We start from the raw sequence: 13396 nt of genomic DNA, 5'->3' as shown, positions 1-13396 counted from the left end.
TCGAGCCCGCGGTGATAATGATGCAGGCCTCATTGCTCTAGTGCAGCCGTGGCGCCTTCAACAGCTTCATGCGGTCGATCGAGGTCAGCGTCACGTCGAAGGTGACGCCTTCGTGGTAGACGGTCAGCGGCACGTCGACGCCGGCCGTGCCGAGCGACCAGAGCTTGCGATAGAACGCGGTCTGGCTCGTCACGTTCTCGCCGTCGACCGCGATGATGACATCGCCGGTCTTCAGCTCGGCGCGCGCCGCCGGACCCTTGCTGGCGATGCCGACCACCACCAGGCGGTTGTCGATCTCGGTCGTGTACATGCCGAGCCACGGCCGTGCCGGCTTGTTGACGCGGCCGAACTTGCGCAAATCGTCGAGCACCGGATTGAGCAGGTCGATCGGCACGATCATGTTGACATGCTCGGCGCGGCCCGAGCGCTCGCGTTCGAGCTGCAGCGAGCCGATGCCGATCAGCTCGCCGGAGTTGTTGATCAGTCCGGTGCCGCCCCAGTTCGGATGCGACGGGTAGGTGAAGAGCGCCTCGTCAAGCAGGTACTCCCAATAGCCCGCGAATTCCTGCTTCGCCGCGATCTGGCTCGCGACCGAGCGGGTGCGGCCGCCGGCGCCGCCGACCACGACACTGTCGCCGACCCGCGTTGCCGCGGACCGGCCGATCGGCAGCGGAGCAAGATCGAGCCGGCCGAGCGCCTGCACCAGACCGAAGCCGGATTCGAAATCGAAACCGAGCGCGTGGCCCTCAACGACCCGGCCGTCGCCGAGATGCAGCCACACCGTTGCGGCCTCGGTGATCAGGTAACCGATCGTCAGCACCAGCCCGTCGTCGATCAGCACGCCGTTGCCGGCGCGCTCGGTGCCGAGCGTCTCGGCGCTGAAGGCGTCAGGCGGAATGATCGAATGCAGGCCGACCACACTCATCAGCGCGCGATCGAGATCGAAGCGGTAATCTTCGGGGCGAGGCTGAAAGGCCGGTGGCACTTTCCATTCGGTGGTGGAGGGCATGGAGGTCTCCGCAGGGTCGCAAATGCGTCGTCGATAACGCCGTGCGAGGCGAAAAGATCACGGTCCGGACTGTCGTCCGCTTCCGTGATTTATAACAGTCAATTGGCGGATGATCGAGACGCCAGATGGGCACGCGGCTGCCCGCGCGTTCAGCATCGGCTCAGCCGCGCCACTCCCGGAAATCGCGTTGCACCTTGGCCTCGGCGATTTCGGCGGCGGCATCGAGCCAGTTGCGCTGTTTCCGCTGCCGCCGCTTGAGGTCTTCCTGCAACCGGATGACCCGGGATGTGCAGGCTGCATGGATCGATGCAAGATCATAGGCCATCGCCTTGATCAGCTTGCGTTGCAGCTTCCGTCCGGCATCCTCGCCGAGCTCGATCTTGCGGGAATCGGCGGCGATGCGGCGCAGGATGAAGCCGTGACGAGGATGCAGGAACGGATCCGGCGCCCGGTACCGTCCGGTTGCCAGCGCCATGAAGTGAGGCGCGCTGCGGGCGCGGCTGCCATGCGCCCAACTCCATGCCGACGGCACCAGCGCCTTCGCCTCGCGAACGATCTGGCCGCCGCGCCAATAGGCAATCGCCGCATAGCGCGGCCGTCCGAGGCCGCCGCCGCCCTTGCGCAGGATACGGCACAGCCGGATGCTGTTGCGCGCGACATCGCGCGGCAGGCTCGCGCGCAGCGCTGCAGCGATCTTCGGCGGCGGCGCTGCGGTCGGATAATCTGCGACGTCTTTCCAGAATTTCTTCACCTTCGCCTCATCCGGTTCGGCGTAGGGCCTGAGCCAGGTCTGGCCTTCGAACAACAGCGCTGGTTGCGGATCGTCGAGCCCTTCGCGGTAGCCGTCGAGCAGCGCGGCAGCCGCCTCACTTGCGCTGATCGCCGGGCGCGGCGCGAGCCGGATGCTGGTCGCAAGCCGCACCAGGTCGAGCACATAGGGCATCACGGCGGCCTCGTCGAAATCGTTGACGCCCCACACCAGCCGTCCGTCGGCATCGCGCCAGGTGCCGAAATTCTCCAGATGCAGATCGCCGACCGAGAGCACCGCGGGCCCATCCATCAGCTCCGGGCACCAGTCGCCGATCTTGCGCGCCCAGCGGAAATAGGTCGCACGCAGGAAGATGAACGCGCTCTTGCGCATCCGGTCGTGCTTGTAGGCGATGTCGGATCTGACGACATCGCACTGTCCGGCGAGCCAGGCCTCGAACGCCTTGTTGTCGCTGCGAAACGACATGGGACTACCTGCCACGGTTAGCGGCGCCTGCCGATCCTCATTCTACCTCAGAATGTATTTCTGCGATATATCTCTGGTGTCGAGAACCGGCGTCTACTCCGTTTTCGCCGATGCGCGCGCCGGCATGATGCGGAAGGCGCGGTTCTCCTTGATCCAGGCGGCGCGCTCGTCGCGCAGCATGGTGCGGCGGACCTTGCCGGAATCGTCGCGCGGCGCAGTGCCGACGCGCTCGAAACTCTCCGGATGCTTGTAGCGGCTGAGCCGGTCCTTGAGGAAATCGGCCATGCCGTCGGCGATCTGCTGCGCGTCGGCGCTGTCGGCGAGTTCGAGGATCGCATGCACGCGCTGGCCGAATTCCGGATCGGGCAGGCCGACCACGACGCAGGAGCGCACCTCGGGATGTTCGCTGACCGCGGCCTCGACCTCGGCCGGATAGATGTTGGCGCCGCCGCGCAGCACCATGTCCGCGAGCCGGTCGCCGAGATAAAGATAGCCCTCTTCGTCGAGCCGGCCGATATCGCCGAGCGATTCCCAGCCGTCCGGCCGCCGCTTCGGCGCCGCACCGAGATAGTGATAGGTCGAGCCGGCGCCGTCATTGGGCAGGAAGTAGATTTCGCCGGTCTCGCCGGGCGCGACGTCATTGCCGTCCTCGCCGATGATGCGGAGCTTCGCGGTCTCGCCGATCTTGCCGACCGAACCCTTGTGCGCCATCCACTCGACGCCGGAGATCACGCAGGCGCCCTGCCGCTCGGTGCCGCCATAGAGCTCCCAGACCCGCTCCGGGCCGAGCCACTCGATCCACTTCTCCTTCAGCCAGGGCGGCATCGGCGCTGCCATGTGAAACACGATCTGCAGGCTGGAGACGTCGTAGCGCTTGCGTACCTCCTCGGGCAGCGCCCAGATCCGGTGCATCATGGTCGGCACGAAGTTGACCCATTGCACGCGCTCGCGCTCGATCAGCCGCAGCGTCTCCTCGGCGTCGAACTTCACCATGCCGGTCAGCCGCCCGCCGCCGAACAGCGCGGAATGCGACAGGATGAACGGCGCGTTGTGATAGAGCGGCCCCGGATTGAGCAGCGACGCCTCAAACGGAATCCCGAGCAGCGGTGGCGTCGTGGTGTCGATCACGGCGGGGTTGTGATCGAGGATCACCTTCGGCCGTCCGGTCGAGCCGCCGCTCGTCATCGCTTTCCAGTAGCGCGCAACCGGCGCATCGAGTGGTTCCCCGGAAAATCCCTCCGGCACGAAATTCACCGGCAGCGAATTCGGCGCATTCCAGTCGGCCTCGCCGCCGACCACCAATGACGGTTTCAGGATCTCGAGCACCGCGGCCGCCTCGCCGCGCGGCAGCCGCCATGACAGCGAGGTCGGCGTCGCGCCGCATTTCCACACCGCAAAAGAGGTCTCGAAGAATGCGTTGCTGTTGGGCAGCCCGATCGCGACGAAGTCGCCGGGCTTGACGCCCTTGGCGGCGAACGCCCGCGCCCGCGCATTGGCGCGGCGCTCGAGCTCGCGCCAGGTCAGCGCTTCAGCGCCGTGACTGACGGCGATCGCATCTGCAGGTTTGCGTTCGGCATACCAGCGCGGCACGTCGGCTAAGGGGATCAGCATGGGTGTGTCCGTCAGAAAGGGGGGCGGCTTGAAGCGCTCTTGTTGCAGGGATGTGGCCAAAGCCACGGCCGCCACTTGACCAACTATGCGGTCGTCGTGTCAAGCCGACGGTCGCCGATACGGCCGGTATCATGCTGAGGGAATTGCAGAATCCCGGTTGCCTAAAAGCCACGTCAAGATTCCGGTAAAGTTCAAGCGATCGCGCTAAGCCGGACTTTACGGGGGGACGGCATGGTGGCCCGTGCGGTTGCGTGCCGGGCGCGTCGATCGACGCGCGCGGTCCCCAATGTCTTCGAGGACGACGACGATGGCGAGCAATGGAGCACGGATCAAGGTCAGTCGCGAGCCGCGGCGCCAGCTCAACAATCGTGCGGCCTGGATCACGGTCGATGACGGCGCGACCGAAAGCGCCTGCGCCGTGGTCGACATCTCGCCCGGCGGCGCCAAGATCACGACCGAGGTCGAGTTCGAGGTGAAGGACCGCCTCGCGCTGACATTGCTCGCCGATCACGCCAAGCGCTATCCATGCGAGGTGGTGTGGCGACGCGGCAAGACCTACGGGCTCAAATTCGTAACGGCGGAGCCTGAGCTGGCCGAACCGGCTGCGGAGCCGGCCGGCGTTATCTAGTACCTACTGTTCTTAAAGCGTGAGTCGTGATTCAAGGTCGGGATGATACCCGAAGCAAGAGAAGTCCACCTTTCGAGGAAAGATCGCAAGGTGCTTGAGGCGTGTTGCCGCTCCCCGGTGACGTTGCAGCGCGATTTGAAGCGGGCGCGGATAGTTCTGTTGGCGGCGGATGGACGCAGCACTCGGTCGATCGCCAAGGAAGTTGGGGTCCAGCCGCGGATTGTCAGCCTTTGGCGGCATCGCTATGCCGACCAAGGCCTTGAAGGGCTGCAAGACAAGCCGCGACCGGGCAAGCAGCCAATCTATACGAAGGCCACCGACAAGCGGATTCTGAAGCTGCTGGACAAGCCGCCGCCGGACGGGTTCGCACGCTGGACCGGGCCCCTGCTGGCCGGGGCGCTGGGCGATGTTGACGTCCAATATGTCTGGCGGTTCCTGCGCAGCCACAAGATTGACCTCGCGGCTCGTAAGTCCTGGTGTGAGAGCAACGACCCGAACTTTACGGCCAAAGCCGCCGATGTTGTCGGCCTCTATGTCGCCCCGCCCGCGAAGGCCATTGTGCTGTGCGTGGACGAGAAGCCCTCGATCCAGGCTTTGGAGCGAGCGCAGGGTTATCTGAAGTTGCCCAATGGCCGCGCCTTGACCGGCCAGAGCCACGATTACAAGCGGCATGGCACCACAACATTGTTTGCGGCGCTCGAAGTCGCCACCGGAAAGATCATCGCGGCGCATTCAAAACGCCGACGCCGCGTCGAGTTTCTCGACTTCATGAACAGCGTCACCGCGGCTTTTCCGAACCGGAAGCTTCACGTCATCCTCGACAACCTCAACACCCACAAGAAGAACGAGCATTGGCTCAAGGCCCACCCCAACGTGCAATTTCATTTCACGCCGACAAGTGCGTCTTGGCTCAATCAGGTCGAGGTATGGTTTTCGATCTTGCAGGGGCAGTCGCTCAGCGGCACCTCCTTCACAAGCCTCACGCAGCTTCAGGAGCACATCGATGCCTACGTCAACGCATACAACGACAGAGCCGAGCCCTTCGTCTGGACCAAGAAAAAGGTCCGTCAACGCCGTTTCAAAGGCCGCCGTATCACTCAGCTCTGATTCTGGGTACTAGCATTCATCGATCAGTATTCGACCGGCTCAGCGAAGCAAATCGCCGATCGTATCGCCGCGACCTCGGCGGCTCGCGCAAGCGCGCCTCAGCGTCCCGTTGATGCGTTGCCGGTCGTGCCCATCGAGCCTCCCGGAACGGCCGGTGCCGCACTGCCGGCGCTGCTGCCGGACGACGGTGCAACGCGCTGGCCGGTCTGGGTCGGAAGCGCGCTCCCACCGACACCGCCCGACGGCGCGGCCCGGTCGCCGGGCCTGGGCGGCAGCGGGCTGCCGCCCGCGCTCTGCGCGAGAAGCTGGGCCGGCGCGAGCACGAGGCCGGCGGCGATGATGATGGCGAATTTGTTCCTGAGCATGCGCTACTCCGAGATCAGGCGGTGAGGCTGCACTGTATATAGAGGTGTGACGGAGACGAGACATCCGCCAAGCCGTCAAGCAGGCTCTCAAGATTGCGTGTCAATAACGTCGGCCATGCTGGTTGCGTTCCCGGCAGCCGCGTCAACTGCGAAGAAACTATCCGTGTCGAGCGCACTCGGCGCGCTGCAATTCACGATCAACCCCGATAGCGCAGCGCGTCGACCAGCAGCGCGAAGGCCGGTGAGGATTGCCGGCGGCTCGGATAATAGAGGTGATAGCCGGGGAATGGCGCGCACCAGTCGTCGAGCACCTGGACCAGTTGCCCCTTGGCCAATTGCGCCTGCACCTGATCCTCGGCGATATAGGCAAGCCCCAGCCCGGCCAGCGCCGCCTTGATCCGCAGTGCGGTGCTGTTGAAGACCAATTGTCCGTCGACGCGGACCTTGATCGGGCGTCCGCGTTTCTCGAATTCCCAGGCATAGATGCCGCCATGGGTCGGCAGGCGAATGTTGATGCAGGCGTGCTGGGTCAGGTCCTGCGGCCGCTTCGGTCGCTCCCGCCGCTTGAAGTAAGTGGGCGCACCGACCACGACCATGCGGAAGTCCGGCGCGATCCGCACCGCGATCATGTCCTTGGCCAGCTGTTCGCCGAGGCGGACGCCGGCGTCAAAACGCTCGGCTACGATGTTGGCGAGCCCGTTGTCGACGGTCAGCTCGACCTTGATGTCGGGATAGCGCGGCAGAAACTTTTCCAGCGCCGGCCACAGGATGGTCTCGGCCGCGTGCTCGCCGGCGTTGATGCGGATGGTGCCGGCCGGTTTCTCGCGCAGTGCGTTGAGCGCGGCGAGTTCGGCCTCGATCTCCTCGAAGCGCGAACCGACGCCCTGCAGCAGCCGCTCGCCGGCCTCGGTCGGCGCGACGTTGCGCGTGGTGCGGGTCAGAAGCCGCACGCCGAGCCGTTCCTCCAGCGCGCGCATGGTGTGGCTGAGCGCCGATTGCGATACGCCGAGCCTTGCCGCGGCGCGGGTGAAGCTGCGGTCGCGCGCGACCGCGAGGAAGGCGATCAGGTCGTTGACGTCATGCCGCGGCATTGATGAATCCGGCTCATAAGTCCATCCCGATTTTTACGTCTAATGGCGCGCGCGTGCACGCCCTAAATGCCGCAGCGGCAGGTTCCAGTCCTTGATGCGGAGAGACGACATGCAGAAACGTAAACTCGGTAACTGCAATCTGGAGGTATCGGCGATCGGGCTCGGCTGCATGGGCCTCAGCTTCGCCTATGGTCCAGCGGTCGACCACGCAGCCGGCATCGCGCTGCTCCGTGGCGCCGTCGAGCGCGGCGTCACCTTGTTCGATACCGCGGAGGTCTACGGCCCCTTCGTCAACGAGGAACTGGTCGGCGAGGCGCTGGCGCCGTTCCGCAACGATGTCGTGATCGCGACCAAGTTCGGATTCGATATCGGCTCCATGGCGGAGCGGCACCGTTCGCTGAACAGCCGGCCCGCGCACATCAGGGCCGTCGCGGACGCCTCGCTGAAACGGCTGAAGACCGATGTCATCGATCTGTTCTATCAGCATCGGGTCGATCCCGCGGTACCGATCGAGGATGTCGCCGGCACCGTCAAGGACCTGATCGCCGCCGGCAAGGTCCGGCATTTCGGCCTCTCGGAGGCCGGCGCACAGACCATCCGCCGCGCCCATGCGGTGCAGAAGGTCACGGCGCTGCAGAGCGAATATTCGCTGTGGGAGCGCGGGCCGGAAGCGGAGATCCTGCCGGTGCTGGAGGAGCTCGGCATCGGCTTCGTGCCCTACAGCCCGCTCGGCCGAGGTTTTCTCACCGGCGCGATCAGCGCGTCCACCACGTTCGCAAGCGACGACTTCCGCAACCTCGTGCCGCGCTTTTCGCCGGAAGCCCGCCGCGCCAACCAGGCGCTGGTCGATCAGCTCGGCCGGATCGCCGCCGGCAAGGGCGCCACGCCGGCCCAGATCGCGCTGGCCTGGCTGCTCGCGCAAAAGCCGTGGATCGTGCCGATCCCGGGCACCACCAAGCTTAATCGCCTCGGCGAGAACATCGGCGCCGCGCGGATCGAGCTGACGCCCGCCGATCTCGCCGAGATCGGCACGGCGCTGGCCGCGATCGAGGTGCAGGGCGCGCGATATCCGGAGCATCTGCAACAGATGGTTGGACGCTAAGGGGGAGTTCGTCTGTCAGTCCGAGGCCACGCTTCGCATGTCGCGGAGTGAAAGTGAGGTGAGCACTGTCTCAGGCTCCCTCTCCCCTTGCGGGAGAGGGTGGGGAGAGGGGGGCCCCGGGCGAGATGATCGATGAGTGCATCGCTCTCGCAACTTGTTCCGCTTGTCGCCGCGACGATACGGAGAGAACTCGTCGTGTGGCACCCCTCTCCCTAACCCTCTCCCGCAAGGGGAGAGGAAACCCTGCCGCCCGTGCGTCCCTCACGCGCGCGTGCCACTGAGTTGCCCGACGGCGCAAGACCCTTCAGCGAAAATATTTCGCTTTATCAGAAATGAAACTCGGTCTATGGTTCGCCGGTCTCACCCGATCGAGGGGCGCTTCGCGATCGTCACGAACGCGGTGTGGGATGCGGTGGACGCTGATCATGCGAGCGACGAACGCATGTGAAGCGGACGGTGAAGTCGTGTGGTCCTGACGCCCTAGTGGCCGGTGTCCCCTTGTAAGACGCAATTGCGTCTTGTGAAGGCGGTGACAAACAAGCCCAGTCTCGCCGGGGAGAGCACGAAGTAAGCCGTAACCCATCGCGCAGGGAAAGCCGGAGTGTTTCCGGTTACACCTGTGGTCCTACCCCCGAGCTTTCTACCCTTTGCTCGGGGCCCATGGGTGCGATCGGCACCCGGCTTTCCCTGCGCCCTCTGTTCAAGAGAGGGCGGAACGAGATCCAAAACTCGGGCGAAGCGCGCCGCGAGGATGCGAGTGCATGACTCACAAGTCGCGCAACATTCTCGGTGTCGTCCTGGCGAAAGCCAGGACCCATTACCCCAAATCTCAATTGTTGCGCGACGCTGGGGCCGCGATCCCGTTCATCACCGAAGGCGGTGGTTATGGGTCCCCTGAGTTCACAAACGAAGTGCAACACTTCCTTGAGGAGGTGTTGCGATGGGGCGGAGTTACGAGCAGCTATCCCTGGACGAGCGATGCGAGATTGCCCGGCTTTCGGCCAATGGCAGCTCGGTCCGGCAAATCGCGGCAGCTCTGGATCGCTCGCCATCAACGATCTCTCGGGAGCTGACCCGCAATCGAGGCGTCCAGGTCGGCTACAAACCCAGCTATGCCCAGCAACAGATGCGAGCACGGCGCTGGACGGGCGTACGCCTCGAACGGGAGCCCGGCCTGCGCCGTGCGGTGTTGGAACGCCTGGGTCGGGGCTGGTCGCCCGAGCAGGTCGCCGGCCGGCTGGCCCGCGAACACGGCCGCAAGGTGATCTCCCACGAGACCATCTACCGCTTCATCTACGCCCAGATCCGACGCACCTCGGACTTCAGCTGGCGGCGTTATCTGCCACGCGGCAAGAGCAAGCGCGGTTACCGCGGCAAGAAGGGCGGCAGCCCCGCAAGCTTCATCGAAGGCCGTGTTTCCTTGGATCAACGGCCTATCGAGGCCGCCGATCGCAGCACTCCCGGTCATTGGGAAGCCGACCTGATGATGTTCTCCAAATACGGTCAGGCCGTCCTGACTGTGCATGAGCGCACCTCGCGCCTGCTGCTCGGCATCCGCCTCGCCAGCAAGGTTGCGCGCGGGGTCGCCCGTCATCTCGTTCGCTTGTTCGCATCCCTGCCACAGGACCTGTGCCAGACCGTCACCTTCGACAATGGCACCGAGTTCGCCTGCCACACGGCGCTGCACCGCCTCGCGATCGAGACCTTCTTCTGCGATCCGCACGCGCCCTGGCAGAAGGGCGGCATCGAGAATGCGATCGGTCGAATGCGGCGCTTCATCCCGCGCAAAACCGACCTCGCAACCCTCCCGACCCGCCGCTTCCATCAGTCCTTCAACGCCTACAACAACACCCCGCGCAAATCTCTTGACTTCCAAACTCCCGCCGAGGCCTTCTCCCAAGTGTTGCACTTCGAGTGTGAATCCACCTCCTGGCTTTCGCCAGGACGACGGATGGATCAGCGATGCGCGCAGGATTTTTTACGATCTCCACGCCATCTTCAGCTCCGGCCGCCCCGAGGTCGGGTTGACGTCCTCGCCGGCATGCACAAAGCCGTTGTGTTCATAGAAGCGGATGGCGCGGGCGTTGTCCTTGTTGACCAGCAGCGTGATGCCTTCAGGCGCAAGGCGCTTGGCTGCGTCGAGCAGCGCCCTCGCCAGCGGCGAGCCCCAGTGCGCGGGATCGACCACCAGCTGGTCGAGATAGCCGGTTTTGTCGATGGTAACGAAGCCGGCCAGCGCGCCGCTCGCTTCCGCGACGACGATCGCGGCATCGCGCACCAATTCGTTGCGCCAGCGCTCGCGCCACCATGCCACGCGTGCGTCGAAGTCGATCGACGGATAGGCCTGCTGCCAGGTCTGCCGCCACAGCTCGATGGCGGCGTCTTCATCCGCGGCGCGATAGGAGCGGAGATGGAAAGAAGGGCTCATCGAAACACGAACGTCATGCCCGGGCTTGACCCGGGCATCCAGCTACTTCGAACGACTCTTTTCCGATGGGTTGCCGGGTCAAGCCCGGCAATGACGACTGATTGGCCAGGCGCCAGCAAACTACCTCTCCGTCAGCTTCAGCTCGATGCGGCGGTTGCGCTTGTGGGCGTCTTCGGTCTGCGCGGCGTCGAGCGGCTGGAATTCGGCGAAGCCGGCGGCGACCAGGCGCTGCGCGGGCACGCCGAGCGAGACCAGATATTGCACCACCGAGATCGCGCGTGCCGACGACAGCTCCCAGTTCGACTTGAACAGCGGGCTGTTGATCGGCCGCACGTCCGTATGGCCGTCGACCCGCAGCACCCAGGCGATCTCGGCAGGGATCTGCTTGTCCAGATCGATCAGCGCATTGGCCACGGTGTCGAGCTCGGTCTTGCCCTCCGGCAGCAGCAGCGCCTGGCCGGTGTCGAAGAACACTTCCGACTGGAACACGAAGCGGTCGCCGACGATGCGGATGTCCGGGCGGTTGCCGAGGATCGCGCGCAGCCGGCCGAAGAACTCCGAGCGGTATTTCGACAGTTCCTGCACCCGCTGCGCCAGCGCGACGTTGAGGCGCGAGCCGAGATCGGCGATCCGGCTCTGCGATTCCTTGTCGCGCTTCTCGGAGGCGTCGAGCGCTTCCTCGAGCGCGGCGAGCTGGCGGCGCAGCGCGCTGATCTGCTGGTTCAGCACCTCGATCTGCGCCAGCGCGCGCGACGACACGCTCTTCTCGGACTCCAGCGCCTTGTTGAGCTCGTTGGCGCGGCCCTGCGCGTCGGTGCCGGAACTGGCGAGCCCCTCATAGAGCCCCTTCATGCGGTCGCGCTCGCCTTCGGCGGAGGCGAGCCCGGCGCGGAGCTGCGACACCTGGTCGTCCAGCGTCAGCTTGGAGAGCTTCTCCAGCGACAACAGCTCGTTGAGCTGGGCGATCTTGGCGGTGAGCTGCTCCAGCGCCTTGTCCTTGCCGGTGACCTCCTGCGACAGGAAGAACTGCACCACGAGGAACACCGACAGCAGGAACACGATCGACAGCACCAGCGTCGACAGCGCGTCGACAAAGCCGGGCCAGTAGTTGAAGCCGGATTCGCTGCGGCGCGAGCGGGCGAGGGCCATTCGGTTTCCCTTTATCTAGAGCGTTTTCAAGCGAAGTGGATACCGGTTCGCGTGAAGAAAACGCGTCAAAACAAGAATCCAGAGCCCCGTTCCGACTTCATCGGAACGGAACAGGCTCTGACGCGGTCAGTCCTGCGGTGCATGACAGACGGCCTCGATGTTGTGGCCGTCGGGATCGAGCACGAAGGCGCCGTAGTAGTTTGCATGATAGTGCGGTCGAATGCCGGGCCGTCCATTGTCCCTGCCACCGGCCCTGATCGCGTCCTCGTAGAAGCGATCGACAGTGGCGCGATCGCTTGCGGTGAAGGCGATGTGGGCGCCGGTCTGCGGCGTGTCGCGCCGGCCGATCCAGAAGAACGCCTTCGGACCAACGCCATAACCCGCGAACTCCGTTCCTTCGGCGTACAGGCGGCTGATGCCGAGCGAACGCAAGGCTGCGTCATAGAACGCCTTGGATCGCTCGATATCGCTGATGCCGATGGTCACGTGGTCCAGCACACAGGCCTCCGCGCCTCAACTCTTCTCGGGCTGGCGGGCGAGGCGCTCGAGCAGCCGCTTGATCTCGCGGTTCTGCTCGCCCTGGCCGTCGGCCCATTCGCGGATCATCTGCTGCTCGGTGCGCATATGCGCAACCAGCCCCTGGATCGCCTCGGCGAGATTGGCCATCGCGGCCGTGGTGTTGCGGCCGCCGCCGCCGCCACCTTCCTCCAGCGCAGTGCGGAGACGGTCGATCGCGCCCTGCATGTCGCCGGTGACGCCGGTCTCGTCGCCGGAAATGCCGCGCACCGTGGTGGCGAGCCAATCCTCGAGGTCGGTGTAGAAGCGGTTCTGGGCCTGGCTCGATTGCAAATCGAGGAAGCCGAGGATCAGGGAGCCCGCGAGGCCGAACAGCGACGACGAGAACGAGATGCCCATGCCGCCGAGCGGGGCGGCCAGCCCCTCCTTCAGCGTATCGAACAATGCGCCGGAATCGCCGCCGACCTTGAGCCCGTCGATCACCTTGCCGACCGAGCCCACCGTCTCGATCAGGCCCCAGAAGGTGCCGAGCAGGCCGAGGAACACCAAAAGGCCGGTCATGTAGCGCGAGATATCGCGGGCTTCATCGAGCCGGGTCGCGATCGAATCCAGCAGATGCCGCATGGTCTGCTGCGAGATCGACATCCGGCCCGAGCGCTCGCCGCCGAGGATGGCGGCCATGGGGGCAAGGAGCTTCGGGCGGCGGTCGATCGCAAGCCCGGGATCGGCGATGCGGAAATTATTGACCCAGGCGACCTCGGGATAGAGCCGGATCACCTGGCGGAACGCCAGGATGATGCCGATCAAGAGCACCGCGCCGATCAGGGCGTTCAGCCCGGGATTGGCGAAGAAGGCGGTGACGATCTGCTTGTACAGCACGACCCCGACCAGGCCGCAGAGCACCAGGAACACCAGCATCCGCACCAGGAAGATCCGGGGCGAGGACAGTTTGCTCAGTTCGATCTCCATATCGGAGCGGGAAGGGGGCATTGCCGGATCATCCGTTCGCGAAGGCCGCATCTGCCAGCAATATGGCACAGCGGCGGAGTGAGGAAAGCCGAATCCAAAGCGGGCGCGCAGAACCTTGGGTTGAAACCGGGCGGGTTGCTGCCGCTTCGCCCAGCTTTCAGCCCAGTCCGCGCATCACCATTGGCGC

General features: G+C 65.0%; 12 protein-coding genes and 1 pseudogene. 4 read left to right on the top strand and 9 right to left on the bottom strand.

Annotation, left to right across the window (positions count from 1 at the left end):
- Positions 1-37 precede the first annotated feature (37 nt).
- The 3 genes from HAP54_RS05170 to HAP54_RS05160 all read right to left on the bottom strand — a co-directional run bounded on the left by HAP54_RS05170 (position 38) and on the right by HAP54_RS05160 (position 3854).
- Entirely contained in the window at positions 38-1009 is a 972-nt protein-coding gene (locus HAP54_RS05170) for a S1C family serine protease (protein ID WP_166298987.1), read from the bottom strand.
- 160 nt (positions 1010-1169) lie between these two features.
- The gene (locus tag HAP54_RS05165; RefSeq protein ID WP_166298986.1) at positions 1170-2243 is read right to left on the bottom strand and encodes a DUF2252 family protein; all 1074 of its coding nucleotides are present in this window, start codon (positions 2241-2243) and stop codon (positions 1170-1172) included.
- Positions 2244-2336: 93 nt separating this feature from the next.
- A complete protein-coding gene (locus HAP54_RS05160) occupies positions 2337-3854 on the bottom strand; it encodes an AMP-binding protein (protein ID WP_166298985.1) in 1518 nt (505 codons plus the stop codon).
- A 307-nt stretch (positions 3855-4161) separates the two neighbouring features.
- Between HAP54_RS05160 and HAP54_RS05155 the strand changes: the two genes are divergently transcribed.
- Entirely contained in the window at positions 4162-4482 is a 321-nt protein-coding gene (locus HAP54_RS05155; RefSeq protein ID WP_166298984.1) for a PilZ domain-containing protein, read from the top strand.
- Positions 4483-4524: 42 nt separating this feature from the next.
- Positions 4525-5589, top strand: a complete 1065-nt coding sequence (locus HAP54_RS05150) for an IS630 family transposase (protein WP_166204319.1) — start codon at positions 4525-4527, stop codon at positions 5587-5589.
- A gap of 98 nt (positions 5590-5687) precedes the next feature.
- Here HAP54_RS05150 and HAP54_RS05145 read toward each other — a convergent pair whose 3' ends face one another.
- Both HAP54_RS05145 and HAP54_RS05140 read right to left on the bottom strand, forming a co-directional pair.
- Entirely contained in the window at positions 5688-5954 is a 267-nt protein-coding gene (locus HAP54_RS05145) for a hypothetical protein (protein ID WP_166298983.1), read from the bottom strand.
- A 197-nt stretch (positions 5955-6151) separates the two neighbouring features.
- Positions 6152-7045 (bottom strand): LysR family transcriptional regulator, encoded by an 894-nt coding sequence (locus tag HAP54_RS05140; protein WP_166298982.1) that lies wholly within the window; start codon positions 7043-7045, stop codon positions 6152-6154.
- Positions 7046-7154: 109 nt separating this feature from the next.
- On the opposite strand from HAP54_RS05140, the gene HAP54_RS05135 reads away from it, so the two are divergent.
- Positions 7155-8147 (top strand): aldo/keto reductase, encoded by a 993-nt coding sequence (locus HAP54_RS05135; RefSeq protein WP_166298981.1) that lies wholly within the window; start codon positions 7155-7157, stop codon positions 8145-8147.
- Positions 8148-9087: 940 nt separating this feature from the next.
- Positions 9088-10074, top strand: a pseudogene (locus HAP54_RS05130) (IS30 family transposase); the annotation flags it as partial.
- Between the two features lie 51 nt (positions 10075-10125).
- Here the strand turns inward: HAP54_RS05130 and HAP54_RS05125 are convergent.
- The 4 genes from HAP54_RS05125 to HAP54_RS05110 all read right to left on the bottom strand — a co-directional run bounded on the left by HAP54_RS05125 (position 10126) and on the right by HAP54_RS05110 (position 13230).
- A complete protein-coding gene (locus tag HAP54_RS05125; RefSeq protein ID WP_166298980.1) occupies positions 10126-10575 on the bottom strand; it encodes a GNAT family N-acetyltransferase in 450 nt (149 codons plus the stop codon).
- 120 nt (positions 10576-10695) lie between these two features.
- Positions 10696-11724 (bottom strand): peptidoglycan -binding protein, encoded by a 1029-nt coding sequence (locus HAP54_RS05120; RefSeq protein ID WP_166298979.1) that lies wholly within the window; start codon positions 11722-11724, stop codon positions 10696-10698.
- A 126-nt stretch (positions 11725-11850) separates the two neighbouring features.
- Positions 11851-12222, bottom strand: coding sequence for a VOC family protein (locus HAP54_RS05115; protein ID WP_166298978.1), 372 nt, complete (start codon positions 12220-12222; stop codon positions 11851-11853).
- 15 nt (positions 12223-12237) lie between these two features.
- Complete coding sequence (locus tag HAP54_RS05110) at positions 12238-13230, bottom strand: flagellar motor protein MotA (RefSeq protein ID WP_166298977.1); 993 nt, start codon at positions 13228-13230, stop codon at positions 12238-12240.
- Positions 13231-13396 lie beyond the last annotated feature (166 nt).

Source organism: Bradyrhizobium sp. 2S1 (genome assembly GCF_011516625.5).
In the GTDB taxonomy this organism is placed as follows: Bacteria; Pseudomonadota; Alphaproteobacteria; order Rhizobiales; family Xanthobacteraceae; genus Bradyrhizobium; species Bradyrhizobium septentrionale.
The sequence above is the reverse complement of the archived record's forward strand: the minus strand, read 5'-3'. Positions and strand labels throughout refer to the sequence as shown.

Coding starts and splice junctions, on each gene's coding strand:
- HAP54_RS05170 (WP_166298987.1), bottom strand. CDS start 1,009: ATGCCCTCCACCACCGAATGGAAAGTGCCACCGGCCTTTCAGCCTCGC.
- HAP54_RS05165 (WP_166298986.1), bottom strand. CDS start 2,243: ATGTCGTTTCGCAGCGACAACAAGGCGTTCGAGGCCTGGCTCGCCGGA.
- HAP54_RS05140 (WP_166298982.1), bottom strand. CDS start 7,045: ATGCCGCGGCATGACGTCAACGACCTGATCGCCTTCCTCGCGGTCGCG.
- HAP54_RS05110 (WP_166298977.1), bottom strand. CDS start 13,230: ATGCCCCCTTCCCGCTCCGATATGGAGATCGAACTGAGCAAACTGTCC.
- HAP54_RS05150 (WP_166204319.1), top strand. CDS start 4,525: ATGATACCCGAAGCAAGAGAAGTCCACCTTTCGAGGAAAGATCGCAAG.
- HAP54_RS05120 (WP_166298979.1), bottom strand. CDS start 11,724: ATGGCCCTCGCCCGCTCGCGCCGCAGCGAATCCGGCTTCAACTACTGG.
- HAP54_RS05160 (WP_166298985.1), bottom strand. CDS start 3,854: ATGCTGATCCCCTTAGCCGACGTGCCGCGCTGGTATGCCGAACGCAAA.
- HAP54_RS05155 (WP_166298984.1), top strand. CDS start 4,162: ATGGCGAGCAATGGAGCACGGATCAAGGTCAGTCGCGAGCCGCGGCGC.
- HAP54_RS05135 (WP_166298981.1), top strand. CDS start 7,155: ATGCAGAAACGTAAACTCGGTAACTGCAATCTGGAGGTATCGGCGATC.
- HAP54_RS05125 (WP_166298980.1), bottom strand. CDS start 10,575: ATGAGCCCTTCTTTCCATCTCCGCTCCTATCGCGCCGCGGATGAAGAC.
- HAP54_RS05145 (WP_166298983.1), bottom strand. CDS start 5,954: ATGCTCAGGAACAAATTCGCCATCATCATCGCCGCCGGCCTCGTGCTC.